24 protein-coding genes are annotated in these 21,856 nt (G+C 56.2%); 12 read left to right on the top strand and 12 right to left on the bottom strand.

What is annotated here, in order from left to right:
• Window positions 1–27 precede the first annotated feature (27 nt).
• The 4 genes from rpoH to ftsY all read right to left on the bottom strand — a co-directional run bounded on the left by rpoH (window position 28) and on the right by ftsY (window position 4,467).
• Window positions 28–882 (bottom strand): RNA polymerase sigma factor RpoH, encoded by an 855-nt coding sequence (gene rpoH, locus ACREYP_RS00600; protein WP_008458573.1) that lies wholly within the window; start codon window positions 880–882, stop codon window positions 28–30.
• Window positions 883–1,137: 255 nt separating this feature from the next.
• Entirely contained in the window at window positions 1,138–2,193 is a 1,056-nt protein-coding gene (gene ftsX / locus ACREYP_RS00595) for a permease-like cell division protein FtsX (RefSeq protein WP_008458575.1), read from the bottom strand.
• Window positions 2,186–2,854, bottom strand: a complete 669-nt coding sequence (gene ftsE / locus ACREYP_RS00590) for a cell division ATP-binding protein FtsE (protein ID WP_008458576.1) — start codon at window positions 2,852–2,854, stop codon at window positions 2,186–2,188. Before ftsE ends, ftsX begins: the two co-directional genes overlap by 8 nt.
• A gap of 2 nt (window positions 2,855–2,856) precedes the next feature.
• A complete protein-coding gene (ftsY, locus tag ACREYP_RS00585; protein ID WP_336819051.1) occupies window positions 2,857–4,467 on the bottom strand; it encodes a signal recognition particle-docking protein FtsY in 1,611 nt (536 codons plus the stop codon).
• Window positions 4,468–4,648: 181 nt separating this feature from the next.
• Here ftsY and rsmD point away from each other — a divergent pair, with 181 nt between their 5' ends.
• Together rsmD and ACREYP_RS00575 are read left to right on the top strand one after the other, a co-directional pair.
• The gene (rsmD, locus tag ACREYP_RS00580) at window positions 4,649–5,236 is read left to right on the top strand and encodes a 16S rRNA (guanine(966)-N(2))-methyltransferase (protein WP_039288607.1); all 588 of its coding nucleotides are present in this window, start codon (window positions 4,649–4,651) and stop codon (window positions 5,234–5,236) included.
• Between the two features lie 5 nt (window positions 5,237–5,241).
• The gene (locus ACREYP_RS00575) at window positions 5,242–5,511 is read left to right on the top strand and encodes a DUF1145 family protein (protein ID WP_096754169.1); all 270 of its coding nucleotides are present in this window, start codon (window positions 5,242–5,244) and stop codon (window positions 5,509–5,511) included.
• On the opposite strand, the gene ACREYP_RS00570 is transcribed toward ACREYP_RS00575, so the two are convergent.
• On the bottom strand, window positions 5,499–5,870 hold the full coding sequence (locus ACREYP_RS00570) for a DUF2500 family protein (RefSeq protein ID WP_166994700.1): 372 nt from the start codon (window positions 5,868–5,870) through the stop codon (window positions 5,499–5,501). The two genes, ACREYP_RS00575 and ACREYP_RS00570, sit on opposite strands and share 13 nt — an antisense overlap.
• A 121-nt stretch (window positions 5,871–5,991) precedes the next feature.
• Here ACREYP_RS00570 and ACREYP_RS00565 point away from each other — a divergent pair, with 121 nt between their 5' ends.
• On the top strand, window positions 5,992–6,618 hold the full coding sequence (locus ACREYP_RS00565; RefSeq protein WP_008458586.1) for a lysoplasmalogenase: 627 nt from the start codon (window positions 5,992–5,994) through the stop codon (window positions 6,616–6,618).
• Between the two features lie 2 nt (window positions 6,619–6,620).
• Here ACREYP_RS00565 and ACREYP_RS00560 read toward each other — a convergent pair whose 3' ends face one another.
• The 3 genes from ACREYP_RS00560 to ACREYP_RS00550 form a co-directional block, all read right to left on the bottom strand.
• The gene (locus ACREYP_RS00560; protein WP_336819050.1) at window positions 6,621–7,991 is read right to left on the bottom strand and encodes a PTS transporter subunit EIIC; all 1,371 of its coding nucleotides are present in this window, start codon (window positions 7,989–7,991) and stop codon (window positions 6,621–6,623) included.
• Window positions 7,992–8,047: 56 nt separating this feature from the next.
• A complete protein-coding gene (locus ACREYP_RS00555) occupies window positions 8,048–9,118 on the bottom strand; it encodes an SIS domain-containing protein (RefSeq protein WP_336819049.1) in 1,071 nt (356 codons plus the stop codon).
• A gap of 162 nt (window positions 9,119–9,280) precedes the next feature.
• The gene (locus ACREYP_RS00550) at window positions 9,281–10,327 is read right to left on the bottom strand and encodes a LacI family DNA-binding transcriptional regulator (RefSeq protein WP_336819048.1); all 1,047 of its coding nucleotides are present in this window, start codon (window positions 10,325–10,327) and stop codon (window positions 9,281–9,283) included.
• Window positions 10,328–10,511: 184 nt separating this feature from the next.
• On the opposite strand from ACREYP_RS00550, the gene zntA reads away from it, so the two are divergent.
• From zntA to ACREYP_RS00535, 3 genes are all read left to right on the top strand, one after another.
• Entirely contained in the window at window positions 10,512–12,725 is a 2,214-nt protein-coding gene (gene zntA, locus ACREYP_RS00545) for a Zn(II)/Cd(II)/Pb(II) translocating P-type ATPase ZntA (RefSeq protein ID WP_336819047.1), read from the top strand.
• A gap of 142 nt (window positions 12,726–12,867) precedes the next feature.
• Complete coding sequence (locus tag ACREYP_RS00540) at window positions 12,868–13,179, top strand: type II toxin-antitoxin system HigB family toxin (protein WP_008458599.1); 312 nt, start codon at window positions 12,868–12,870, stop codon at window positions 13,177–13,179.
• Window positions 13,176–13,586 carry a helix-turn-helix domain-containing protein gene (locus ACREYP_RS00535; protein WP_008458601.1) on the top strand — a complete coding sequence of 137 codons (411 nt, stop codon included), beginning with the start codon at window positions 13,176–13,178 and terminating at the stop codon, window positions 13,584–13,586. The genes ACREYP_RS00540 and ACREYP_RS00535 overlap by 4 nt, the downstream gene beginning before the upstream one ends.
• A 25-nt stretch (window positions 13,587–13,611) precedes the next feature.
• Here ACREYP_RS00535 and tusA read toward each other — a convergent pair whose 3' ends face one another.
• The gene (gene tusA, locus ACREYP_RS00530) at window positions 13,612–13,857 is read right to left on the bottom strand and encodes a sulfurtransferase TusA (protein WP_008458604.1); all 246 of its coding nucleotides are present in this window, start codon (window positions 13,855–13,857) and stop codon (window positions 13,612–13,614) included.
• Between the two features lie 174 nt (window positions 13,858–14,031).
• Between tusA and ACREYP_RS00525 the strand changes: the two genes are divergently transcribed.
• The 3 genes from ACREYP_RS00525 (at window position 14,032) to ACREYP_RS00515 (ending at window position 16,507) form a co-directional block, all read left to right on the top strand.
• Window positions 14,032–14,697, top strand: a complete 666-nt coding sequence (locus ACREYP_RS00525) for a 7-cyano-7-deazaguanine/7-aminomethyl-7-deazaguanine transporter (protein WP_034809192.1) — start codon at window positions 14,032–14,034, stop codon at window positions 14,695–14,697.
• A 72-nt stretch (window positions 14,698–14,769) separates the two neighbouring features.
• On the top strand, window positions 14,770–15,327 hold the full coding sequence (locus ACREYP_RS00520; protein WP_336819046.1) for a DcrB family lipoprotein: 558 nt from the start codon (window positions 14,770–14,772) through the stop codon (window positions 15,325–15,327).
• 130 nt (window positions 15,328–15,457) lie between these two features.
• Window positions 15,458–16,507 carry an AI-2E family transporter gene (locus ACREYP_RS00515; protein ID WP_008458610.1) on the top strand — a complete coding sequence of 350 codons (1,050 nt, stop codon included), beginning with the start codon at window positions 15,458–15,460 and terminating at the stop codon, window positions 16,505–16,507.
• Between the two features lie 3 nt (window positions 16,508–16,510).
• Here ACREYP_RS00515 and ACREYP_RS00510 read toward each other — a convergent pair whose 3' ends face one another.
• Window positions 16,511–17,017 carry a phenolic acid decarboxylase gene (locus ACREYP_RS00510; RefSeq protein WP_336819045.1) on the bottom strand — a complete coding sequence of 169 codons (507 nt, stop codon included), beginning with the start codon at window positions 17,015–17,017 and terminating at the stop codon, window positions 16,511–16,513.
• A gap of 97 nt (window positions 17,018–17,114) precedes the next feature.
• Here ACREYP_RS00510 and ACREYP_RS00505 point away from each other — a divergent pair, with 97 nt between their 5' ends.
• On the top strand, window positions 17,115–17,972 hold the full coding sequence (locus ACREYP_RS00505; protein WP_336706531.1) for a LysR family transcriptional regulator: 858 nt from the start codon (window positions 17,115–17,117) through the stop codon (window positions 17,970–17,972).
• Here the strand turns inward: ACREYP_RS00505 and ACREYP_RS00500 are convergent.
• A complete protein-coding gene (locus tag ACREYP_RS00500; RefSeq protein ID WP_498881059.1) occupies window positions 17,969–18,577 on the bottom strand; it encodes an FMN-binding negative transcriptional regulator in 609 nt (202 codons plus the stop codon). The genes ACREYP_RS00505 and ACREYP_RS00500 overlap by 4 nt on opposite strands.
• Before the next feature lie 129 nt (window positions 18,578–18,706).
• Between ACREYP_RS00500 and pdxR the strand changes: the two genes are divergently transcribed.
• Together pdxR and ACREYP_RS00490 are read left to right on the top strand one after the other, a co-directional pair.
• On the top strand, window positions 18,707–20,194 hold the full coding sequence (gene pdxR / locus ACREYP_RS00495) for a MocR-like pyridoxine biosynthesis transcription factor PdxR (RefSeq protein WP_336819042.1): 1,488 nt from the start codon (window positions 18,707–18,709) through the stop codon (window positions 20,192–20,194).
• 19 nt (window positions 20,195–20,213) lie between these two features.
• A complete protein-coding gene (locus tag ACREYP_RS00490) occupies window positions 20,214–20,819 on the top strand; it encodes an ATP-dependent Clp protease proteolytic subunit (RefSeq protein WP_008458618.1) in 606 nt (201 codons plus the stop codon).
• Window positions 20,820–20,855: 36 nt separating this feature from the next.
• On the opposite strand, the gene ACREYP_RS00485 is transcribed toward ACREYP_RS00490, so the two are convergent.
• Complete coding sequence (locus ACREYP_RS00485) at window positions 20,856–21,758, bottom strand: DMT family transporter (RefSeq protein WP_008458619.1); 903 nt, start codon at window positions 21,756–21,758, stop codon at window positions 20,856–20,858.
• Between the last annotated feature and the right edge of the window lie 98 nt (window positions 21,759–21,856).

The following is a 21,856-nucleotide window of genomic DNA, read 5'->3' as shown; positions in this document are numbered from 1 at the left end:
GCTCTTAGTGCGACATGTGTATTGGCGTTAAGCTTCGATAGCGGCGCGCAATTTTTTCATCGCGTTCTTTTCAAGCTGACGAACGCGCTCGGCGGAAACGCCATAGCGGTCTGCAAGTTCCTGCAGCGTGCTTTTGTTGTCTTCATCTAACCAGCGCGCGCGAATGATCTGCTGACTGCGTTCATCCAGGCCCTGCATCGCATCGCTCAGTTTGTCTGCGGCGTGAGATTCCCAGTTGTCGTCTTCAATGCCATCGGCAAAGTTGGAAGACTTATCCTGCAGGAAGAGCACCGGCGCCATCGGCTGACCGTCAGCGTCGTCGTCATTCGACATGTCGAAAGTCATATCCTGCGCCGCCATGCGTGACTCCATCTCAAGCACGTCTTTGCTGGACACGCCAAGCTCGTTGGCCACCATTTCGACTTCGTCCTGATTAAACCAGCCCAAGCGCTGCTTGGTTTTACGCAGGTTAAAGAACAGCTTACGCTGTGCTTTGGTGGTCGCGACTTTCACAATACGCCAGTTACGCAGCACGTATTCATGAATTTCAGCCTTGATCCAGTGCACCGCAAAGGAGACCAGGCGAACACCCACTTCTGGGTTAAAACGGCGTACTGCTTTCATCAGGCCGATGTTGCCTTCCTGGATAAGGTCTGCCTGCGGCAGGCCGTAGCCGGAATAGTTACGCGCAACATGAACAACAAAGCGCAGGTGAGACAGGATCAGCTTTTTCGCTGCTTCCAGATCGCCCTGGTAATGCAGCTTTTCAGCCAGCTCCTTCTCTTCCTCAGCCGTTAACATCGGCCAGGCGTTTGCAGCCCGGATATACGACTCCAGGTTACCAACAGGGGCTAAAGCTAAATTTTGCATTTCTTTGGTCATTCAAACCCTCTCTTAGAGACTAAGTACGGCTTGCCATTCAAGTGGCTGAGGCGCACCGACAACACGTCAGGCCCAGACCGTACCCTTCACTGTACTCTCAGACAGTGATGTTATCCACAAGTTCAATGTAAAGCTGTGAATAGATTACACACAAAGTGTGACGGTTATTGCAGCATCGCAGGGGTCACTACGGTGTAAAACGCACTCCCTGCGGACGACGTTATCGTAGCAGGGAATGAGTATATCAAAAACTTTTTACTCCGGCGTAAAACGGCGTAAATGTTGAACAGTGGCAAGCCAGGCTGCCAGCCAGCCGATCATCGACGAGACCAGCAACAGCAGCAGGCATTCGTCAAAGCCCAACCCGCTGATATCGAACTTAGTCCCGAACACCTGCGCCACTTCCGTCACCGCCGAAGAGAGGCGCATCACCAGAATCTCAGACAGGATCAGCGACAGAAACGCACCGCTAAAGCCCAGCAGCGCACCGCCATACAGGAACGGACGCAAAATAAAGCCGTCGGTTGCCCCGATAAGCTTCTGCACGTTGATGGTATCGCGGCGGGCAAAGATGCTCAAACGCACGGAGTTACCGATGACGAGGAACACCGCTGCAACCATCAGGATGCCGATCATCGCCGCCACTCGCCCGACCAGCCCGGTCAGCGCCGCCAGGCGGGCAAACCAGCTGTCATCCATGCGCACTTCATCGACGCCATGAATCTTCGCCACGCGATCACGCAGCGTATTCAGATGATCCGTGCTCTGGAAATCCAGTTTAGGGTTCACCACGGCCACGGCGGGCAGCGGGTTCTCTTCCAGCATATCCAGCGCGCCGCCAAAGCCCGACCAGTTACGGAACTCGCCCAGCGCTTCTTCGCGGGAGAGGTAGTTAACTTTATCCACGCCCTCCTCCGCCTGAATCGCGCCCACCACCTGCTGCGCGGCGTTATCGTCCAGCGCCTTATCGAGGTAAACGGTGATTTGCGGGGACGGATAATATTGGGTCGCCGCCTGGTTTACGTTCTTGTAAACCATATAGCAAACGCTCGGCAGCGTCAGGGAGATGGCAATCACCATGACCGTCAGGAAGGTCGCCAGCGGCTTGCTCTTCAGATCCTGAAGCGCCCCTTCCCAGGCGTAGCGGAACTGCTCATTCACGCCGCCTTTCAGGGATTTACTTTTAGACTGCGGCCCTTTGCCACGTTTTTTCACCGAACGGCCAAGGTCGCCTAACTTATTCAGTTGGTTGATTTTATCCAGCTTGTTGCTGAAGCGCTTGATATGGTTGAGCGCACTGTGTTTATTCACCTGCCAGGCCTCCATGCAAATGGCCGTCGCTGAGGGTCAACATACGGTAATTGCGACGTGAGATAAGCCCTATATCGTGAGTCGCCATCAGCACCGTTACGCCCACGCGGTTAAACTCTTCGAACAGGCGCAGAATACCTTCCGACAGCGCATCATCAAGGTTCCCGGTCGGTTCATCCGCCAGCAGCACAGCCGGCTTGTTTACCACGGCGCGAGCGATGCCCACGCGCTGCTGTTCACCGCCGGAAAGCTGGATAGGAAAGTTCTTCGCTTTGTCCAGCAGGCCGACCTTATCTAATGCCGCAGACACGCGACGGCGAATATCTTCGCCGCTGGCGCCCGCGATGATCAGCGGGATGGCCACGTTGTCGTACACGGTTCTGTCCATCAGCAGGTGGTGATCCTGGAAGATCATCCCAATCTGACGACGCAGGAACGGCACTTCACGGCTCTTCAGGCGGCTAATGTCATGGCCGCTGAAAAAAATCTTCCCATCGCTGGGCCGTTCGATACCGCAGATAAGCTTGAGCAGAGTACTCTTCCCTGCGCCAGAATGGCCGGTCAGAAAGGCCATCTCGCCCGGTTGCATATGGAAGGTCACTCCCTGCAACGCTTGTCTCCCACCGAGATAGGCTTTACTGACGTGTTCAAAGCGAATCATTGTTAATCCTCTCGGGCAAAAAGTGCCTCTATAAAGTCGCCCGCATTAAACGGTCGTAAATCAGAAATTTGTTCGCCGACGCCAATGTAGCGAATCGGAATGCCGAACTGGTCTGCCACAGAGAAGATTACGCCACCCTTGGCGGTACCATCCAGTTTGGTCAGGGTGATGCCCGTCAGCCCCACCGCTTCGTGGAACAGTTTAGCCTGGCTTATGGCATTCTGACCGGTGCTGGCGTCGAGGGTGAGCATAACCTCATGCGGGGCATCTTCGTCCAGCTTTTTCATAACCCTGACAATTTTCTTCAATTCTTCCATCAGGTGCGATTTATTCTGCAAACGCCCTGCGGTATCGGCAATCAACACATCAATGTTACGCGCCTTCGCCGCCTGAATAGCATCGAAGATAACTGAAGCGGAGTCCGCGCCGGTATGCTGGGCGACAACAGGAATATTGTTGCGCTGGCCCCAAACCTGAAGCTGCTCAACCGCTGCCGCACGGAAGGTATCACCTGCCGCCAGCATCACGGATTTGCCCTGCTGCTCGAACTGGCGAGCCAGTTTGCCGATAGTGGTGGTTTTACCCACGCCGTTAACGCCAACCATCAGGATAACAAACGGCGTTTTGCCTTCCACATTAAGCGGTTCGTCCACTTTGGCGAGGATTTCGCTCATCTCTTCTTTCAGCAGACCGTACAGCGCTTCCGCGTCACGAAGCTGCTTGCGGCTTGCGCCTTCGGTCAGGTTGGTGATGATTTTCCGGGTTGTCTCAACCCCAACGTCGGCAATGAGTAGCTGCTCTTCCAGCTCTTCAAACAGATCATCATCGATTTTCTTGCCGCGGAACAGACTGATAAATCCGGAACCGAGGTTTTGTTTAGTTTTGACCAGGCTACGCTTCAGGCGGGCGAAGAAGCCCTCTTTGGTCGGCTTTTCCTGCTCTTGCTGCACGGCAACCGGAGCAGTCTCTTCGACAGCCTCTTCTTCCGGCTCTTCATCAACCGCTTCTTCAGCCACGGCTTCATCTTCCACGGCAGCTTCGTGCGCGAACAGCGCCTCGGCTTCAGCCACTTCTTCGTTGACGATTTCGTCCTGCTCGGCCTGCCACTCGTCAGGCTGATTTACATTTTCGGCAATCTCTTCCGGCAACGGCAGCGTTTCGTGCTCCACGGCCGCAACAGGCTGCTCAATGACTTCCGGCTCTGCAACAACAGCCGCAGGTTCAATCACCTCAGGTTCGACAACGGCCTCAGGTTCGACAACGGGTTCTGGCTCGATAACCGCCACAGGCTCTGGTTCAGCCACGATCTCGGGCTCAACGGTCACTTCCGGCTCGGCCGCCAGCGCTTTCTCTTCCGCTTCTTCTGCAAGCTGGGCGTTAACCTCCACGACCTGCTCAGCAAACTTTTCGGACTCCTCCAGTGAGTGCTCACTAACTAAGTCCTGCTGTTCCTGCTCGACAGCCTGAGGCTGTTGAGGTTCATCCTGCGCGGGAGCCTGCTCAGTAACCGGTTGTTCTTCTATTACTTTTTGTTCTGCTTCGACATCCGGCTGCTGCTCTTTCTGGCCAAATCCCAGCCAGGAAAAAAAGCCACGTTTTTTCTCTTTCGCCATTTGCGACTACACTCCTCGCTGTTAATTCATGGCACAGACCCGATTCTGCTTGCCACGGGCATAAAAAATAGTGCGTTAGTCTATCACTTTCCCGGCGCCGCATCACGCCAGTGGATTAAGGTTTCCTGGCCGGGCGTGCGCCGCTAGAATAACCGCAAAATTTAGCATCGCAGTGAGAGCAATGAAGAAACCCCAATCCTCTGGTTCCGGCCAGATTCGCATCATCGGCGGCCAATGGCGCGGCCGAAAACTCCCGGTGCCGGACAGCCCCGGCCTGCGCCCGACGACAGACCGCGTGCGCGAAACGCTTTTCAACTGGCTGGCCCCGTCAATGGTAGATGCCCATTGCCTCGACTGTTTTGCCGGCAGCGGCGCGCTCGGACTGGAGGCGCTCTCCCGCTATGCCGCCAGCGCGACGCTGATTGAAATGGATCGCGCAGTCTCCCAGCAGTTGCAAAAGAACCTCGCGACCTTAAAAGCCAGCAATGGCAAAGTGCTCAACGCCAATACGCTGAATGTGCTCGCGCAGCCCGGCACGCAGCACAACGTCGTCTTTGTCGACCCGCCGTTCCGTAAGGGGTTGCTGGATGAAACGCTCAGCCTGCTCGAGAAAAACGGCTGGCTGGCGGATGACGCGCTAATCTACGTAGAAAGTGAAGTGGAAAATGGTCTGCCAGCGGTGCCTGCCAGTTGGGCGCTGCACCGTGAAAAAGTCGCCGGTCAGGTGGCTTATCGCCTGTTTATTCGTGAAGCTCAAGGAGCCGCATAATGCCGATTCTGATTAACTTTGGCCGCCTGCTGATGCTTTGCGTCTGGGGCTTTCTGATCTTTAACCTGGTTCACCCTTATCCGCGCCCGCTGAACATTTTCGTTAACGTCGCGCTGATCTTCATGGTGATTATGCACGGCCTGCAGCTGAGCCTGCTGAAAGCCACACAGCCGAAAGACGGCCCGGCGCTTGCCCGCGGTGAACAGATTAAGATTTTCGTTTTTGGCGTGTTTGAGCTGCTGGTCTGGCAGAAAAAGCTGCGTCAGGGCAAGTGAGTCTCTTCGGGGACGAAGCTGACAAAGCGCGTCCCCTTGTAACTCAGCGTACCTTTATCTCCCACCGATACCGCATGGTATTCCGCCGCTTCAACGCGCATTTTCATTTCCATCCCGCCGCTCTGTGGCGCAAACCAAACCTCATAGCGAATCGAGTCTTCCGGCGGAGTGACTTCACGCTGGCGCGAACGTCGGTCGTTGGACGGTTTTTCACGCTTGGTCGCCACCACCACTTTTTTTACGCTCAGCGGCGCCGCGTCGTTTTCGATATTCTGGCGGCGCTGCTGAAAATAGCGAAAGGAGGCGGCTACGACGATGACCACAACGATGGCAATAATGAAAGTTGGGGGCTTGCTCATGGCTTTTTCTCTAATTGTCAGACACTTTTCAGCATAACCCTGGCGCCGCGCCGTTGTCATCTGCGCCGCTTAGCCACTAGACTGAACGGTGTTACGCCAACAATTAAAATAAGGATATGCCATGCTTTGGTCATTTATTGCTGTTGCGTTATCGGCCTGGATTTACATTGATGCTTCCTGGCGCGGCGCCACCTGGCAGCGCTGGCTCTTCAAGCCGCTGACCCTGTTGCTCCTGCTGCTGCTGGCCTGGCAGGCACCGATGTTTGAAGCGGCCGGCTACCTGATTGTGGCGGGTCTTCTGGCAACGCTGGTCGGCGATGCGCTCACGCTACTGCCCACTCAACGTCTGCTTTACGCCGTGGGGGCATTCTTCCTTTCGCATCTGCTGTACACCATCTATTTTGCCAGCCAGATGAGCCTGGCCATTTTCTGGCCGCTACCGCTGGCTCTGCTGATTATTGGCGCACTGCTGGTCGCGACTATCTGGACGCGGCTGGAAGCGCTGCGCGTGCCTATTCTGACGTTTATCGGTATGACGCTGGTGATGGTTTGGCTTGCCGCCGAGCTTTATTTCTTCCGCCCGACGGCCCCGAACTTCTCCGGGTTTGTGGGGGCTAGCCTGCTGCTGCTGGGCAACATTGTCTGGCTGGTCAGCCACTATCGTCACCGCTTCAGAGGCGACAGCGCCATTGCCGCCGCCTGCTACTTTGCCGGGCACTTTATGATTGTTCGCGCCCTGTATATCTGAGGTTAACGCCTGCCTTCCGCCAGGGAGGCAGGTTCCAGCCTGCGGGTTTTGCCGTAGATAATGGTCAACACCGCAGGCACCGTAAACGCCACCGCGATAGCAATCACCTCGTAAATCATCTTCGATTCCGGCCCGCTAAACAGCCCCAGCTCGAACACGTTCAGCACCGGCAGGAAGCTGTAGGTTTTCACGCCCAGGAGGCCGGTAATCCCGCCGCCCAGCGCTGCGCCAATGCAGCCGAAAACAAATAACATGCGGTATTTCAGGTTAACGCCGTACAGCGCCGGTTCGGTAATGCCGAAGAAAGCGGAGAGCGAAGCGGAAATCGCAATCTGCTTATCTTTCAGGTTACGGGCAATAAAGATGGCACCAAATACCGCCCCAAACTGCCCCATTACCGCCGACATAAACATCGCCATAATGGTGTCATAGCCGTTGACCTGAATGTTAATTAACGCCAGCGGGATAATGCCCCAGTGCACGCCAAACACCACGAACAGCTGCCCAATCCCCGCTAACAGCGCACCGGAAATCACCGGGCTGAGGTTGTACAGCCACGCATAGCCGTTGGCGATGCCGACGCCAACATAGTCAGCCACCGGGCCAATCACGGTGAACACCACAAAGCCGCTGACGATCAGCGACAAACAAGGCACGAATACCAGCGCGGCGATCTCCGGGATCACCTTTTTCAGCCAGCGTTCGACGTGGCTCAGGAAGAGCACGGCAAAGACCGCCGGGATCACCGCCCCGCCGTAGATTTTCACGTTCAGCGCCAGGCCCATAACGTGGAAGGCCCCGGGCACGCTGGCATCCGTCAGCGGGAAAATCATCGCCGCCGTCAGCGCCAGGGCGCTAAATTTATTGGCCTTAAAGCGCTCCGCAGCCGTTACCGCGATAAACAGCGGCAGCATGACGAAAACGCCGCTGGAAAGCGCATTGAACACGGTGAACACATACGAATGGGTATCCACCAGGTTCATTGTTTGCAGCAACACCACAATCCCTTTCACCACCCCCACGCCCGCCAGCACGCCGATGTAAGGCGTGAAAATAGCGGAAAGCGTGGCCAGCAGGCGATTAATCATCGAGCCCTGCGGCGCAGAGGCTTCTTCTGAGGACGGCTCCCCCATCTGCGCCGTGATAGCCAGAAAGACTTTTTCAACTTTTGGCCCAATAACAATCTGGAATTGCCCTGGGTTTTCAACCAGTTTGACTACCTCTGGCAACTTATAAAGCTCATCTTTATTAATCTTACTTTTATCTTTGATAGTAAAACGCAAACGGGTTGCGCAGTGGGTAAGATGCTCTATATTTTCTGCCTCGCCGACATGCTGAATTATCTGTCGGGCAAGTTGACTGAAGGTAGCCATAATCATTCCTCAGTAGCAAGGTAGGGACGTTATTATTGTGTAGGGAATACTGTGCCTCAGGCGTAATCGCCTGGCTTCGTTTTACTTTTTACGGACACGCCAAAATCGGTAAAGATCCGCTGCGGCAGATTATTGCCCTTTGCCTCTGCAATATGGTGAGCCAATATCTGGAAAGGGATAACCATGATCAGCGGAGCAATAAACTCATCAATATTGGCTTTCACCGCCAGCGTGCGCGGATCGTTGTCCTCACCTAATTTGATGGTGTACACGTAGTCGGTATATTTTTGCTCATAGGCTTTCAGCAGTAATAAACGCTCGCGAGCCACGCCCGGCGTATCAATAAAGAACATCCGGTGGCTGCCATTCACTTCGAAATAAGGCCCGTGCATAAACGCTTCGAGCTCAACGCCCTGGGATGGCACGCGAATCGTCTCGGCAAACTTGGTTTCCATCTCTTTGATCACGCCGACGCTCGGCCCGTAGCCAATTGAGGTGAAGCGCGGGGAAGCGGCCAGTTCGGCCTGCCATTGGGTGAAAAAAGCTTCGGTGTCGGCAATCACGCCCGGAATCGATTTCACCGCAACGTCCAGCTTATGCAGCTCAGCCGCTTCCTGTTCAGCGTCGATCTTCCCGCTGCGGCGAGCGACAAACACGCCCAGCAGCATAAATTTCAGGATCGTAGCAACGTACCCTTTGGTGACGTAGCCGACGCGTTCCTCGCCGATCTCGATATCAATCAAGTGGTCCACGGCGCGGGCAAGCTCGCTCCCGGCTTTGCTGGTGATGCCCACCGTTTTGGCCGGGTGAGTCTGGCGAATATGCTGAATCGCGTTGAGGGTCGAGGTGCTTTCCCCGCTCTGGGAAACGCCTATCACCAAATCCGTGGTATCACTGAATTTTTCGTAATGCTGAAAGTGGAACGGCTCTTCGACGGTGACACGAACGTCCGCCAGTTTTTCCACGTAGTACTTCGCGCTTTTGATCGCGTTAATGCTGGAGCCCGTGGCCAGCACCAGCCACTCTTTCTTCCCACCGAGCACCGGAAGATCGGACGGATAGCGAGACAGCATGGCGCTTAATGTCGCCTGCTCTTCATGGATATAGGTCATCATTGTCGGTTTCATCGGCTCTCCTGTAATCAAAACCTGAAAACGTTTTCAGGTTTTAGGCTAGAGGAGTCTGACGAGGCTTGTCAACGCCAGATCGCGCAACTGTTAGCGAGATCAAAAAATAACGTGAAGGGGAGAAACGGGCGGATGTCTGAAAAAGAGATCCGCCGCTGAAAACTAACAGGATTCGCCGTTCAATAGCGTAAGAGGTATTTTTTCGACTGCGATACCGGCAGCATTTTCATTCAAAATAGCCATTAACTTTGTCATGACCGCTTTGCCAATCAAAGCATTCTGGTGGTCAACAGTGGCAATGCGGGGAATAAAATACTCGCTGCCAGGGAAATATTCACAGCTCACTATGGCGATATTATCTGGCACAGACAGATTGTGATCCTTTAGCGCACGGATCGCGCCTTTGGCAACATGATCGTTAATTGCCACAATGGCATCCGGCAAGCTTGTATTCGTTGAAATCAGCGTTTCAATTGCCTCATAGCCATGCTGTAAATAAAAGTTATTCAGCACAATAAAACTATTTTCTACCGGCAATTTCGCAGCTTCCAGCTCGGCCCGAAATACCGCCTCGCGCTCGCAAGTAATATATACATTCTTTGACCCGCCGATAAAACCAATGCGCCGGTAACCTTTCTCAATCAGGTGACGAGTGGCTAAGCGCACACATCCCGCCTGATCGCGTTCAACGCAGGCATATTCCACGCCCGGCAGGTTACGCCCCACGACCACGACCGGCACGGTGGCGATCAGCTTTTTCAGTTCCTGCAGATAAGTCGCGGCAATGTCGTTGTAGTCGATATTACCGCCGAGAATGATCACGCCGTCTATCTGGCTGTCGGTAATGGAATTAAAAATATGCTCTTCGGGCACCACCGGTGCTTCGCGGGAGGATCTGTTTGCCGATTGCGTGTCGTACAGCGTGACCTTGTAGCCCAGCCGCAGACTTTCGTGCTCAATCTGCGCCACCAGCATCACAAAGTAGGGGTTACTGATATCGGAAACGACAATCGCCAGCGTCTGGGTTTTCTTGGAAATCATCCCCCGCGCCAGCAGATTCGGGCTGAAGTTATGCTCCTGAATCACTTTTTCAACCCGGCTACGCGTTTTGTCCGCCACCCAGCTGTTATTGTTCAGCACCCGGGAGACCGTGGCGATAGACACCTGCGCCAGCTCCGCAATATCCTTGATTGTCAGTGGTTTTTTCATCGATTCATTCTCATCCCGACCTGCGGATAATACTAGGGGAAGCGCCGTGGGGAAGCAAAGGCCAATCCTGAAAACTGCCGCCGGCCAGCCAGAAATATCCGGCGGTAAAAAAGACGCTTGACTCTGGAGTCAACTCCAGAGAGTAACATCGGTAATGAGAAAATTATCATTACCGGAGGGCGCCATGCTCAACACACCTCAAGACGGCAAAAAGCCACCGCAGTTTGCGTTTGCCAAACTAAGCCCGCTGCAGGCGGAAGGCCCCTCCTGCTGCGCAGATGACGCCTGCTCTGCACAAAAACCAGAGCCAGAAATTGCCGACAACGGCAGCCGCTACAGCTGGCATGTCGCGGGAATGGACTGCGCGGCCTGCGCACGCAAAGTGGAAAATGCGGTGAAACAGGTGAGCGATGTGCAGCAAGTTCAGGTGGTGTTTTCTACCGAAAAACTGCTGGTCAGCGCCTCAAGAGACATTCGCGACGACGTAGAAAAAGCGGTCAAGGCCGCAGGCTACACGCTGAACGACGCCAGCGCCCCGAAGCAGGAAAAAAGCAGCAGCCTGCAAGAGAACCTGCCGCTGATCCTGCTCATCGTCCTGATGGTGATCAGCTGGGGGCTCGAGCAATTCAACCATCCGCTCGGCAACCTGGCGTTTATCGCCACCACGCTGGTTGGCCTGTGGCCGATCGCGCGCCAGGCCGTGCGCCTGATTCGCAGCGGCAATTGGTTCGCCATTGAAACGCTGATGAGCGTCGCCGCAATCGGCGCGCTGTTTATCGGCGCCACCGCCGAGGCGGCGATGGTTCTGCTGCTGTTCCTCATCGGCGAACGCCTCGAATCCTATGCCGCCAGCCGAGCACGCCGCGGGGTAAGCGCCTTGATGGCGCTAAAGCCGGACGTCGCTATTCGCCTCCGGGACGGCGAGCGCGAAACCGTCGCGCAGGCCGATCTTCGCCCAGGCGACGTGATTGAAGTTGCCGCCGGAGGCAGACTGCCCGCCGACGGCCGCCTGCTCAGCGGTTTTGCCAGCTTTGACGAAAGTGCCCTGACCGGGGAATCCGTGCCGGTAGAGCGCCAGCAGGGCGAAAAAGTCGCCGCAGGCAGCACCAGCGTAGATCGCCTTGTTCAGCTGGAGGTAATTTCCGAGCCCGGCGACAGCGCCATCGACCGCATTTTGCGGCTGATTGAAGAAGCCGAGGAGCGCCGTGCGCCTATCGAACGCTTTATCGATCGTTTTAGCCGGATTTACACGCCGATCATCATGCTGCTCGCGCTGCTGACCGCCATCATCCCGCCACTGTTCTTCGGCCAGGGCTGGGAACCGTGGATCTATAAAGGCCTGACGCTGTTGCTGATCGGCTGCCCATGCGCGCTGGTTATCTCCACGCCTGCGGCCATTACTTCAGGTCTTGCCGCGGCGGCTCGTCGAGGCGCGTTGATTAAAGGCGGGGCCGCGCTGGAACGTCTCGGTCAAATCCAGCAGGTCGCGTTCGACAAAACCGGCACCCTGACGGCAGGTAAACCTCAGGTTACGGCCATAGCGGCGGAAGAAGGAACAGAAGAAGACCAGCTTCTGGCGCTCGCCGCAGCGGTTGAACAAGGTTCCACCCACCCACTGGCGCAGGCCATTGTCAACGCGGCGCAACAGCGCAACTTGCCTCCTGTCGCCGCAGAAAATCACCGCGCTCTCGCCGGGGTTGGCGTAGAAGCCAGCATTCAGGGCGAAACGCTGCTGCTCAGTTCACCGTCCAAACTTGACGGCCAGACACTCAGCGAAACCTGGCAAAGACGGATCGCGAAGCAGGAAGAAGAGGGCCAGACGGTGATCGTAGTGCTGCGTGCGGGGCAACTGCTGGGCACCATCGCCATGCGCGATACGCTGCGCAGCGATGCCCGCGAAGCGGTTACGGCACTCCACCAGCTCGGGATTCAGGGCGTAATGCTGACCGGGGATAACCCACGCGCGGCGGCGGCAATCGCCCGCGAGCTTGGCATTGATTACCGCGCCAGCCTGCTGCCGGCAGACAAAGTGGCAGCGGTGAATAAACTCAATGCCACCGCGCCGCTGGCAATGGTCGGCGACGGCATCAACGATGCCCCGGCGATGAAAGCGGCGACCATCGGCATCGCGATGGGCAGCGGCACCGACGTCGCGCTGGAAACGGCAGATGCCGCGCTAACCCACAACCGTCTGACCGAACTGGCAGGTATGGTACGGCTCGCCAGAGCAACCCATAACAACATTCGCCAGAACGTGACGATTGCGCTGGGGCTGAAGGGGATTTTCCTGGTCACCACCCTGCTCGGCCTGACCGGCCTGTGGCTGGCGGTGCTGGCAGACTCAGGCGCTACCGCGCTGGTCACGGCGAACGCCATTCGCCTGCTGCGGAAGAAATAGTTTTCGAGGCAGCTTCCGGTTTTTTACTCCGCAAGCAGGGGCAAGGATGCCCCTGTGTAAAAATAAATCCCCGCCCATAAGTTGACTGATTGGCAACTTATGGGCATATTAATTGCCAATCAGTCAACTTCAGGATGAAGTGATGCACCTGATTACGCTTAAGGCGCTTGTGGAAGCCGGTCAAAAATTTCCCAGACATAAGCAGGAACTGCAAATCCTTGGCAAAGTGCTGGAAAAAGGCTTCTTCCCAACACCGGACTCACTTAAGCGGATTTATCCCACGCTGGATAACTTTAAATATCTCGATAAACATTACGTCATCAACATAGCCGGAAATGAACTCAGGCTGATTGCACTTATCTTTTTTACCAGCCAGAAGTTCTACATCCGCCACGTCATGACGCACAGCGAATACATGCGATTTACTGAAAAACACCGGGGAAAGAAGCGATGATTGCGGATGCACTGAAGGCCGCCGAAGCTTTAAAAACAGCGGTTCCGCTACTGGCAGGCAGCACCTGCGAAAAAGATTATCTGGCTGCGCTGGAGCTGGTCGAATATCTGCTCATCAATGATCCAGAAAGTCCGCTGGTTGAGATTCTCAGTAGTAAGATCCAGGCCTGGGAAAACGCGCAGCCTGACGTGCAGGCGTTCCGCGAGGAAATGCAGGCCATACCTGCCGGGATAGCCATACTGAAAACCCTGATGGAGCATCACCATCTAAAACAGAGCGATTTTCAACAAGAGATTGGCAGCAAGTCGATGGTCTCCCGCATTCTCAGCGGTGAACGCCAGCTAACCACCGATCACATCCGCAAACTGTCACGGCGATTTGGCATATCACCCGCCCTCTTTTTCTGAGCAGCGGATTAGCCTGGTGAGGGGATTAATGACTCTTACGCAGCAAATAGCGGTAAGGTAGCGCGTCGGTTTCGCTGGCCACCAGTTCGTGCTCCATAAAGCGGCAGAAACCGGGGATATCGCGCGTAGTGGCCGGATCATCGGCTATCACCAGCAGCGTTTCGCCGACGGGCATATTGCGCACGGTTTTGCGCACCATCATCACCGGCTCCGGGCAGCGCAGGCCAAGAGCATCCAGCGTGTGGTCAGGGGTTGCGAACAAATCGGTCATAGCACTCTCAGGTCGTCAAAAACCGCGCTAGTTTACGCCGGGTAAAATCTGGCGCAAGCCGCGTGAACGATTGCGTTAAAATTAACCATTGCATTGAGAAACTAAAGCAGTATCATCCCCGCGCTTTACATTTTTGACTGGGTTCCCTCACCCCACTACTAAAAAGGCTACAACATGATGCAGTTCAGCACTCGCCAGCGCACTAATGCGCTGTTTTGGCTATCGCTTTTTCATTTGCTGGTGATCACCTCCAGCAACTATCTGGTTCAGCTTCCGGTCTCCGTCTTTGGGTTTCATACCACCTGGGGCGCCTTCAGCTTCCCGTTTATCTTCCTCGCGACCGACCTCACGGTGCGTATTTTCGGCGCTCCGCTGGCGCGGCGGATTATTTTCGCAGTGATGATCCCGGCGCTGGTGATCTCCTACGGCATCTCCTCGCTGTTTTACATGGGAAGCTGGCAGGGCTTTGAAGCGCTAACCCACTTCAACCTGTTTGTTGCCCGTATCGCGGTTGCCAGCTTCATGGCTTACGCGCTCGGCCAGATTCTGGACGTGCACGTCTTTAACCGCCTGCGCCAGAATCACTGCTGGTGGCTGGCCCCAACGGTGTCCACGCTGTTCGGTAACGTGAGCGATACGCTGTCGTTCTTCTTTATCGCTTTCTGGCGCAGCCCGGACGCCTTTATGGCCCAGCACTGGGTAGAAATCGCCGTGGTCGATTACTGCTTCAAAGTGCTTATTAGCCTGGTATTCTTCCTGCCGATGTACGGCGTTCTGCTGAATATGCTGTTGAAACGCCTCGCAGATAAATCTGAAATCTCCGCGCTGCAGCCTGGTTAAACGCGGGCTGAATATCTTGTGTTAAGATGCAGGGATTGGCCTTTTGGCTTGCTAACGGAAAGGAAGAACGCGATGCGCAAACTGGTAAAATATGTCGGTATTGGCCTGCTGGTAGTGGGTCTTGCCGCCTGTGATAATAACGACAGCAAAACCGCCACCACCGGCGCGGCGGAAGCCAGCAGCGCCAGCGGTCAGCCAGTTGAACTGCTGGACGGCAAGCTGAGCTTTGCCCTGCCAGCGGACATGAGCGATCAGAGCGGCAAGGTGGGCACCCAGTCCAACAACATGCACGTTTATTCTGACGCAACCGGCCAGAAAGCGGTGATCGTGATTGTCAGCGACAACCCGACGAGCGACCTTGCCACGCTGGCAAAAGGCCTGGAAGAGCAGCAGCGCGCACGCGACCCGCAGCTTCAGGTGGTAACCAACAAATCCATCGAGATTAAAGGCCACACCCTGCAGCAGTTGGACAGCGTGATCTCCGCCAAAGGACAGACCGCGTACTCTTCCATCATCATTGGCAAAGTGGACGATAAACTGCTGACCATGCAAATCACGCTGCCTGCGGATAACCAGCAGCTGGCGCAGACCAACGCGGAAAACATCATCAACACCATCGTCATCAAGTAATCGCCGCGCGATACATCAATGGCTCCGCCTCCGCGGGGCCATTTTTTTCCTTCATTTTCAGACAGACTGCCGCCGTCGCCCTGCCAGGAAGTACTACACTAAAAGCACATTTTCCCGATCGGACGTCTGCATGACAGCCCCACAACCTGATAAGACCGGCCTGCATATATTGCTCAAACTCGCGGCCCTGGTGATTATTCTCGCCGGTATTCACGCCGCAGCCGACATCATCGTTCAGCTATTGCTGGCGGTATTTTTCGCCATTGTTCTCAACCCGCTGGTGACCTGGTTTATGCGCCGCGGCCTCAGCCGCCCGCTCGCGATTGCCATCGTGGTGCTGGTCATGCTGGTGATGCTCACTTTGCTGGTTGGCGTGCTGGCAACGTCGATGAATGACTTCATGGAACAAATGCCGCAGTTCAACAAACTGCTGACGCAGAAAGTGCGTGAAATCGAGCACGCGATGCCGTTTTTGCACCTGCCGCTGTCGCCGGAACGCCTGCTGCAAAAGCTGGACTCCGACAAGCTGATGACCTTTGCCACAACGCTGATGACCGGGCTTTCCGGGGCGATGGCCAGCGTGCTTCTACTGGCGATGACGGTGATTTTTATGCTGTTTGAAGTGCGCCATGTACCTTATAAACTCCGTTTTGCGCTGGCCAACCCTAAGCTGCATATCGCCGGCATGCACCGAGCGCTGAAAGGCGTCACCCACTATCTGGCGCTGAAGACCTTTATCAGTTTACTGACCGGCATCGTTATCTGGCTGGGGCTAAAGCTGCTGGGCGTGCAGTTTGCGCTGATGTGGGGCGTGCTGGGCTTCTTGCTCAACTACATTCCCAATATTGGGTCGGTGATCTCCGCCGTGCCGCCGATGATTCAGGCTCTGCTGCTCAACGGCACCTATGAGATGCTGATGGTCGGGGCGCTGTTCCTGGTGGTGCACATGGTACTGGGGAATATTCTGGAGCCCCGCATGATGGGGCGTGGGCTGGGGATGTCGACTTTCGTCGTATTTCTCTCCCTGCTCTTCTGGGGCTGGCTGCTCGGCCCGGTGGGCATGTTGCTCTCGGTGCCGCTCACCAGCGTTTGTAAAATCCTCATGGAATCTACCCAGGGCGGGGCGAAACTGGCGATTCTGCTGGGTCCCGGCAGGCCGAAAAAACGCCTGCCGGGCTAACGCTTATTGCAGGTTTTCTGGAAAGTCCGCCGGCAGCTCGCTGGCGGCACAGGCAATCACCGCTTCGTTATTCTCGCCGCAGTCGCGAACAAACGTGATGGTGGCAAATTCATCAATAACTTCCGTTGGATAAGCCGGGCCAGCCTCGCGGAACGCTTCCATTTTCGCAATATGCTCGTTCTGGAAACACACCGTTTTCTCCGGGTTATTAATCACCCAGCGCGGGAAGAAAATCGTCCCGTGGAACAGCTTATCGCCGAGATTCACAATCAGGCTGACGTCCGTACCCGTAGGTTCAGTCCAGGAAATTTTGTACACGCTGCTTGCCACACGCACAATGTGCGCATCCTGATTTTTCACCCAGCGATTGGCCACAATGCCGCTGTGGATCCGGTAATCCAGGGTAGTTGCATTTTTTACATAAATTTCGTAGTTCCAACCATTATCGTAGGTATAAACCAGATGTTTGCCGACGAACTCGCTTAAATCGTGTTTATCAAAGTGACTCATGATGGCGCTCCTCTGTGGGGTTAAGCGCATCTTAGACCTTCACATTTTCGATGAATAACGCTACTTTTGTATCAAATTCATCCATTTTTTAGATGATATGCATAAAACAACCCTTGAGCAGTGGGCACTTCTGGAGTTGGTCATTGAGCTGGGCAGCTTCGCCAAAGCGGCAGAAGCCACTTTCCGCAGCCAGTCCTCCGTCAGCTATAACCTTGCATTACTTCAGGAGCGGCTTGGCGTTAGCTTGCTGAAGCCAGAAGGGCGTAAGGCGGTACTGACGCCTGAAGGGGAACTTTTGCTGGCGCAGGTTCGCCCGCTGCTGAAAAGCTTTCACTACGTTGAAAGCCGCGCTGCTACGTTAAAAAACGGCATCCGCACCCGCATAGACTTAGTGGTGGACTGCATATTCCCGCGCGCCCGCCTGTTCGCCATCCTCCATCAGTTTCAGCGATTACATGCCAGCACGCAGGTTCATCTGACGGAGATTCTGGAAACCGACACAGCCGATCTGGCAGAAGCGGATGTCATGGTGCTAACCCGCCGTCAGGATCTTACGGGCCGCGGGCAGTGGCTCAGAAACGTTGATTTTGTGGCCGTGGCGCACCGCGATCACCCCCTGCATCAGCTTCCCGCCCCCTTAGAAGAGGCGGACCTGGCGAACTATCCGCTGATCCGCCTTGCCGGGCAAAATAGCAGCGAATCCTCGCCCACGGCTGACTGGACCTTTTCCACGCTTGATGCCGCGTGCGAAGCCGTGACCTGGCAGGTTGGCTACGGCTGGCTGCCTGAAGAACGGATTGCTCCGCAGATTGAAAACGGCACGCTTAAACCGCTCCCGCTCAGTCACGGGGCAAGGCGTGCCACGCCCCTGCATTTGATCGTGAAAAAGGATTTAGCCCCACTGGACGAGCCAATCACCACGCTGCTCACCCTCTTTCAGCAGCCCGAATGTTAAGTCTGACGACGCTTTGCGAGGCTGCTTAACATCGCCTCGCCGATGGCCACTTCACCCTTTGCCATTAGTGCCTGCGCGGCCCCGGCCTGATCCTCAGACTTCTTGTTCTGGCCGAGCTTGGTCTTGCCGACCAGCGAAGCCAGAGGGATTTCAATCCCGACAATCGCTTTAAGCATTGAGCCGATAAACTCAGGAGGCGCATCGCTTACCTGCCACGGGAGCTCGCTCTGCGCTTCCTGGTGCCGCGTCAGGCTGGTTATCTGCCGCAGGACAAAATCCGCATCGTCCCGCACCGCAATCCTCCCCCGCGCCTGCACGGTCTGGTAGTTCCAGGTCGGCACCTCCTTGTGGTGCTCCTGCTTGCCCGGATACCAGCTCGGGGAGATATAACCTTGTGCACCACGGAACACCACCAGCACATCCTGCTCGGGCTGAAGGCCGCGCCACAACGGGTTCGCACGGGCAATGTGCGCGCGGAGCGCGCCGAACTCCCCCTCATCAGGGCAAAGCTCAAAGGGAATATCAAACGCTTCCAGCACACCTTCGATTTGTACAACCAGCAGGCCCAGGGGATTGGCCTGAATCAGCCGCTGCAGCACAGCCATATCGGGCTCCTGAAAAGGGCGAGGAATATACATGGGCAGACCTTCATTTGCGGTAATTTTGCCCAGCTTATGTTCGAAGTGGTTTATGATAAAGAACCAGATTACAGCTATATGACCGAGCCACAATTCATGTCACGTAAAGCCCGAGCAGTAGATATCCCCGCCATTGGCGAGCTTGACCGCCGCAGCGGGCAGCTTAGTTTGCAGCTAGCCAAAGCGCTGAAAAACGCCATTCACAAAGGCGAACTGAAGAGCGGCGACCTGCTGCCCTCCACCCGCGTCTTGTCGGGCGCCCTTAACGTGGCGCGCGGCACCGTGCTGGAGGCGTTCGAGCAGCTGGTTGCGGAAGGGTTTCTGGAGTCGAAACACGGCTCCGGCACCCGCGTGGCCTACGCCCCGGAAAGCCCGCAGCCCGAACCGGCGGCTCGTACAGCAGCAGCCATCCCGCTGTCTGCCCAGGCTCAGGCTTTTGCCAGAGTAGGCGAGCAGCTTAAAACGCTGGCGCCGAAGCCGTTTGCCGTTTCCGTTCCGGTTGGCGACACGGCTCCGGACGACGTGTGGCGCAGGCTAGGCAACCGCATTCGGGCGCGGGGTGCCGGTGCCCCGTCGGGCTATGCCGATCCGCAAGGCGTTCTGGTTCTGCGCGAGGCTATCTGTGAATACGTCAGAAAGTCGCGCTCGGTGCGTTGCACCCCGGAGCAGGTCATCATCACCTCCGGCAACCAGCACGGCCTGTACCTGACCCTGCAAATCCTGCTGGAGGCAGGCGATGCCGTCTGGATGGAAGAGCCGGGCTACCCAGGTACGACTTCGCTGTTTGAGACGATGTTCCGCGACCGTAGCATGGTCAGAGTCGCCGTGGACGACGAAGGGCTGGACGTTGAGCTGGGGAAAAAGCTGGCCCCCAACGCCCGCGCTGCGTTTGTCACGCCCTCGCACCAGTACCCGCTGGGCATGCCGCTCAGCATGTCGCGCCGCGCCGCATTGCTGGAATGGGCGCAGGCCAACCAGGCCTGGATCATTGAAGACGACTACGACAGCGAGATGCGCTACGCGGGCCACCCGTTCCCGGCGCTGCAGGGCCTGGGACCGGAGAACGTTATCTACCTCGGCACCTTCAGCAAAATCCTCTTCCCGTCGCTGCGTCTCGGCTACGCCGTAGTGCCCAAGCAGCTGGTTTCCGCCTTCTGCGGGGCACGCATTCTGATGGACAGGCAGCCGCCAGGGGCAGACCAGCATGTGCTGGCGAGCTTTATTTCAGAGGGGCACCTCGACCGCCACCTGCGCAAAATGCGCGGTGTTTATGCCGAAAAACGCCGCGTGTTAATGGCGGCGGTAGAACAATACATTTCCCCGGACGTGGCCTGGCTTCAGCCCTGCGACCAGGGCATGCACATGGTGCTTTGGCTGCGCCAGGGCCTGGACGACCATCAGGTTGTGGAGCGGGCAATGCAGGCCGGAATCGCCGTTCGTGCGGTGTCGCACATGTTTACCCCAGAAAAACAGAAGTCCGGCATTCTGCTGGGCCTCGGTGGTTACAGCGACGAAGAGATCGTTCGCGCCGTGCAGCGTCTGGATGAAGTGCTATGCTCAAGTGCATCCCTGATTACGCCATAAACCTGGCAGGAGCCTGATTATGCTGACCTATTTAGAAAAAGATGAACCTGAAGAAAGCGCCACCCCCGCCAATGCCTCAGGACTGATGCAGCAAAAAATGCTGGATTCCCGCTCGATTATTATCTCCGGCGAAATCACTCAGGCGATCACCAAAGAGGTGGTTGCCCAGCTTTTGCTGCTGCAAAGCATCAACGACAAACCCATCAAGCTGTACCTCAACAGCCAGGGCGGCCACGTTGAGGCGGCGGACACCATTCATGACGTGATCAAATTCATCAAGCCGGAAGTCCATATCATCGGCACCGGCTGGGTTGCCAGCGCCGGGATCACCATCTTCCTCGCGGCGGACAAAAAGCACCGCTATTCGCTGCCAAACACGCGCTTTATGATCCACCAGCCGTTGGGCGGCGTGCGCGGCCAGGCCACGGACATTGAGATCGAAGCCAGAGAGATCATCCGCATGCACGATCGCGTGAACAAGATGATCTCAGAAGCCACCGGCCAACCGCTGGAGAAGGTGAAGCAGGACACCGACCGTAACTACTGGATGTCGCCGAAAGAAGCTATCGACTACGGGATTGTCGGCAAAGTCATTACCAGCTTCTCCGAGCTGAATATCGACTAACCTCTGAGAAACCGCCTTCCCCGGCGGTTTTTCTTTTTAGCGGGAAAAGCGCTTAGCGCCGAACACGCAAACCAGCACGCCAAGCATCACGGCAATCATCGATGTATGTACTTCTTCATGAAGCAGCAATCCGGCAAGCAACAGACCAAAAAAGGGCTGTAACAATTGCAGTTGCCCGACGGCGGCAATCCCGCCCAATGCAAGGCCGCGATACCAGAAAATAAACCCTATCCACATGCTGAACAGCGACACATAGCCCAGCGCGAGCCATGCCTGAGCGCTGATAGCGTCTCCCGCCGACGGAACGGTAAAAGCAGTAGCCGCGGCACTAAGCGGCAGAGAAATTACCAATGCCCACGAAATCACCTGCCAGTCGCCCAACCGCCGGGTGAGCACCGCACCTTCAGCATAACCCAGCCCGCACAGCGCAATGGCGCCCAGCATTAGCGCATCGCCCTGCCAGCTGCTTGCTGTCCCGTGGCTCAAAGCAAAACCTGCCACCAGCGCAGCACCCGCCAGAGAAAACAGCCAGAAAGCCGCTTGTGGCCTTTCTCCTCCACGCAACACGCCAAAACAGGCGGTCGCCAGCGGCAGCAGGCCGATGTAGACCAGCGAGTGTGCCGAGGTTGTGTGCTGCAGTGCTAAAGCCGTCAGCAGCGGGAAACCCAGCACCACGCCGACGGCCACCAGGCAAAGCGGCAGCCAGTCTCCCCGCTGCGGTCGCGGCTGCCGCAAAATCAGCAGCGTGCCGGCCGCCAGCAGCGCCGCAAGAGTGGCTCGTATCGCCGTCAGAAAAAGAGGATCAAGCTCCAGCACCGCAACGCGCGTGGCCGGCAGCGAGCCGCTAAAAATAAGCATCCCCAAAAAGCCGCTGATCCAGCCTCGGGTTTGCGGGTGAGCAGTCGGCTGACTGAGCGGCAACGCGCTTCTATTTTGCATGGTGGCTCCAGATACTCAGATTGGCTTCCTATTCTGCGCAAAGCCGCCACGACAGACAGATCCACAATGAACAAGAATCACCAGGCCAGCAAAAAAAC

The sequence above is a fragment of the Enterobacter sp. TMH.L2 genome (assembly GCF_050847315.1).
Lineage (GTDB): Bacteria > Pseudomonadota > Gammaproteobacteria > Enterobacterales > Enterobacteriaceae > Cedecea.
This window is presented reverse-complemented; position numbering and strand designations above follow the sequence as displayed.

Bases quoted from the DNA above. Each gene is read 5' to 3' on its own strand.
- rpoH (WP_008458573.1), bottom strand. From the start codon at position 882: ATGACCAAAGAAATGCAAAATTTAGCTTTAGCCCCTGTTGGTAACCTG.
- ftsE (WP_008458576.1), bottom strand. From the start codon at position 2,854: ATGATTCGCTTTGAACACGTCAGTAAAGCCTATCTCGGTGGGAGACAA.
- ftsY (WP_336819051.1), bottom strand. From the start codon at position 4,467: ATGGCGAAAGAGAAAAAACGTGGCTTTTTTTCCTGGCTGGGATTTGGC.
- rsmD (WP_039288607.1), top strand. From the start codon at position 4,649: ATGAAGAAACCCCAATCCTCTGGTTCCGGCCAGATTCGCATCATCGGC.
- ACREYP_RS00570 (WP_166994700.1), bottom strand. From the start codon at position 5,870: ATGAGCAAGCCCCCAACTTTCATTATTGCCATCGTTGTGGTCATCGTC.
- ACREYP_RS00565 (WP_008458586.1), top strand. From the start codon at position 5,992: ATGCTTTGGTCATTTATTGCTGTTGCGTTATCGGCCTGGATTTACATT.
- ACREYP_RS00560 (WP_336819050.1), bottom strand. From the start codon at position 7,991: ATGGCTACCTTCAGTCAACTTGCCCGACAGATAATTCAGCATGTCGGC.
- ACREYP_RS00555 (WP_336819049.1), bottom strand. From the start codon at position 9,118: ATGAAACCGACAATGATGACCTATATCCATGAAGAGCAGGCGACATTA.
- ACREYP_RS00550 (WP_336819048.1), bottom strand. From the start codon at position 10,327: ATGAAAAAACCACTGACAATCAAGGATATTGCGGAGCTGGCGCAGGTG.
- zntA (WP_336819047.1), top strand. From the start codon at position 10,512: ATGCTCAACACACCTCAAGACGGCAAAAAGCCACCGCAGTTTGCGTTT.
- ACREYP_RS00540 (WP_008458599.1), top strand. From the start codon at position 12,868: ATGCACCTGATTACGCTTAAGGCGCTTGTGGAAGCCGGTCAAAAATTT.
- ACREYP_RS00535 (WP_008458601.1), top strand. From the start codon at position 13,176: ATGATTGCGGATGCACTGAAGGCCGCCGAAGCTTTAAAAACAGCGGTT.
- tusA (WP_008458604.1), bottom strand. From the start codon at position 13,857: ATGACCGATTTGTTCGCAACCCCTGACCACACGCTGGATGCTCTTGGC.
- ACREYP_RS00525 (WP_034809192.1), top strand. From the start codon at position 14,032: ATGATGCAGTTCAGCACTCGCCAGCGCACTAATGCGCTGTTTTGGCTA.
- ACREYP_RS00520 (WP_336819046.1), top strand. From the start codon at position 14,770: ATGCGCAAACTGGTAAAATATGTCGGTATTGGCCTGCTGGTAGTGGGT.
- ACREYP_RS00515 (WP_008458610.1), top strand. From the start codon at position 15,458: ATGACAGCCCCACAACCTGATAAGACCGGCCTGCATATATTGCTCAAA.
- ACREYP_RS00510 (WP_336819045.1), bottom strand. From the start codon at position 17,017: ATGAGTCACTTTGATAAACACGATTTAAGCGAGTTCGTCGGCAAACAT.
- ACREYP_RS00505 (WP_336706531.1), top strand. From the start codon at position 17,115: ATGCATAAAACAACCCTTGAGCAGTGGGCACTTCTGGAGTTGGTCATT.
- ACREYP_RS00500 (WP_498881059.1), bottom strand. From the start codon at position 18,577: ATGGCTGTGCTGCAGCGGCTGATTCAGGCCAATCCCCTGGGCCTGCTG.
- pdxR (WP_336819042.1), top strand. From the start codon at position 18,707: ATGTCACGTAAAGCCCGAGCAGTAGATATCCCCGCCATTGGCGAGCTT.
- ACREYP_RS00490 (WP_008458618.1), top strand. From the start codon at position 20,214: ATGCTGACCTATTTAGAAAAAGATGAACCTGAAGAAAGCGCCACCCCC.
- ACREYP_RS00485 (WP_008458619.1), bottom strand. From the start codon at position 21,758: ATGCAAAATAGAAGCGCGTTGCCGCTCAGTCAGCCGACTGCTCACCCG.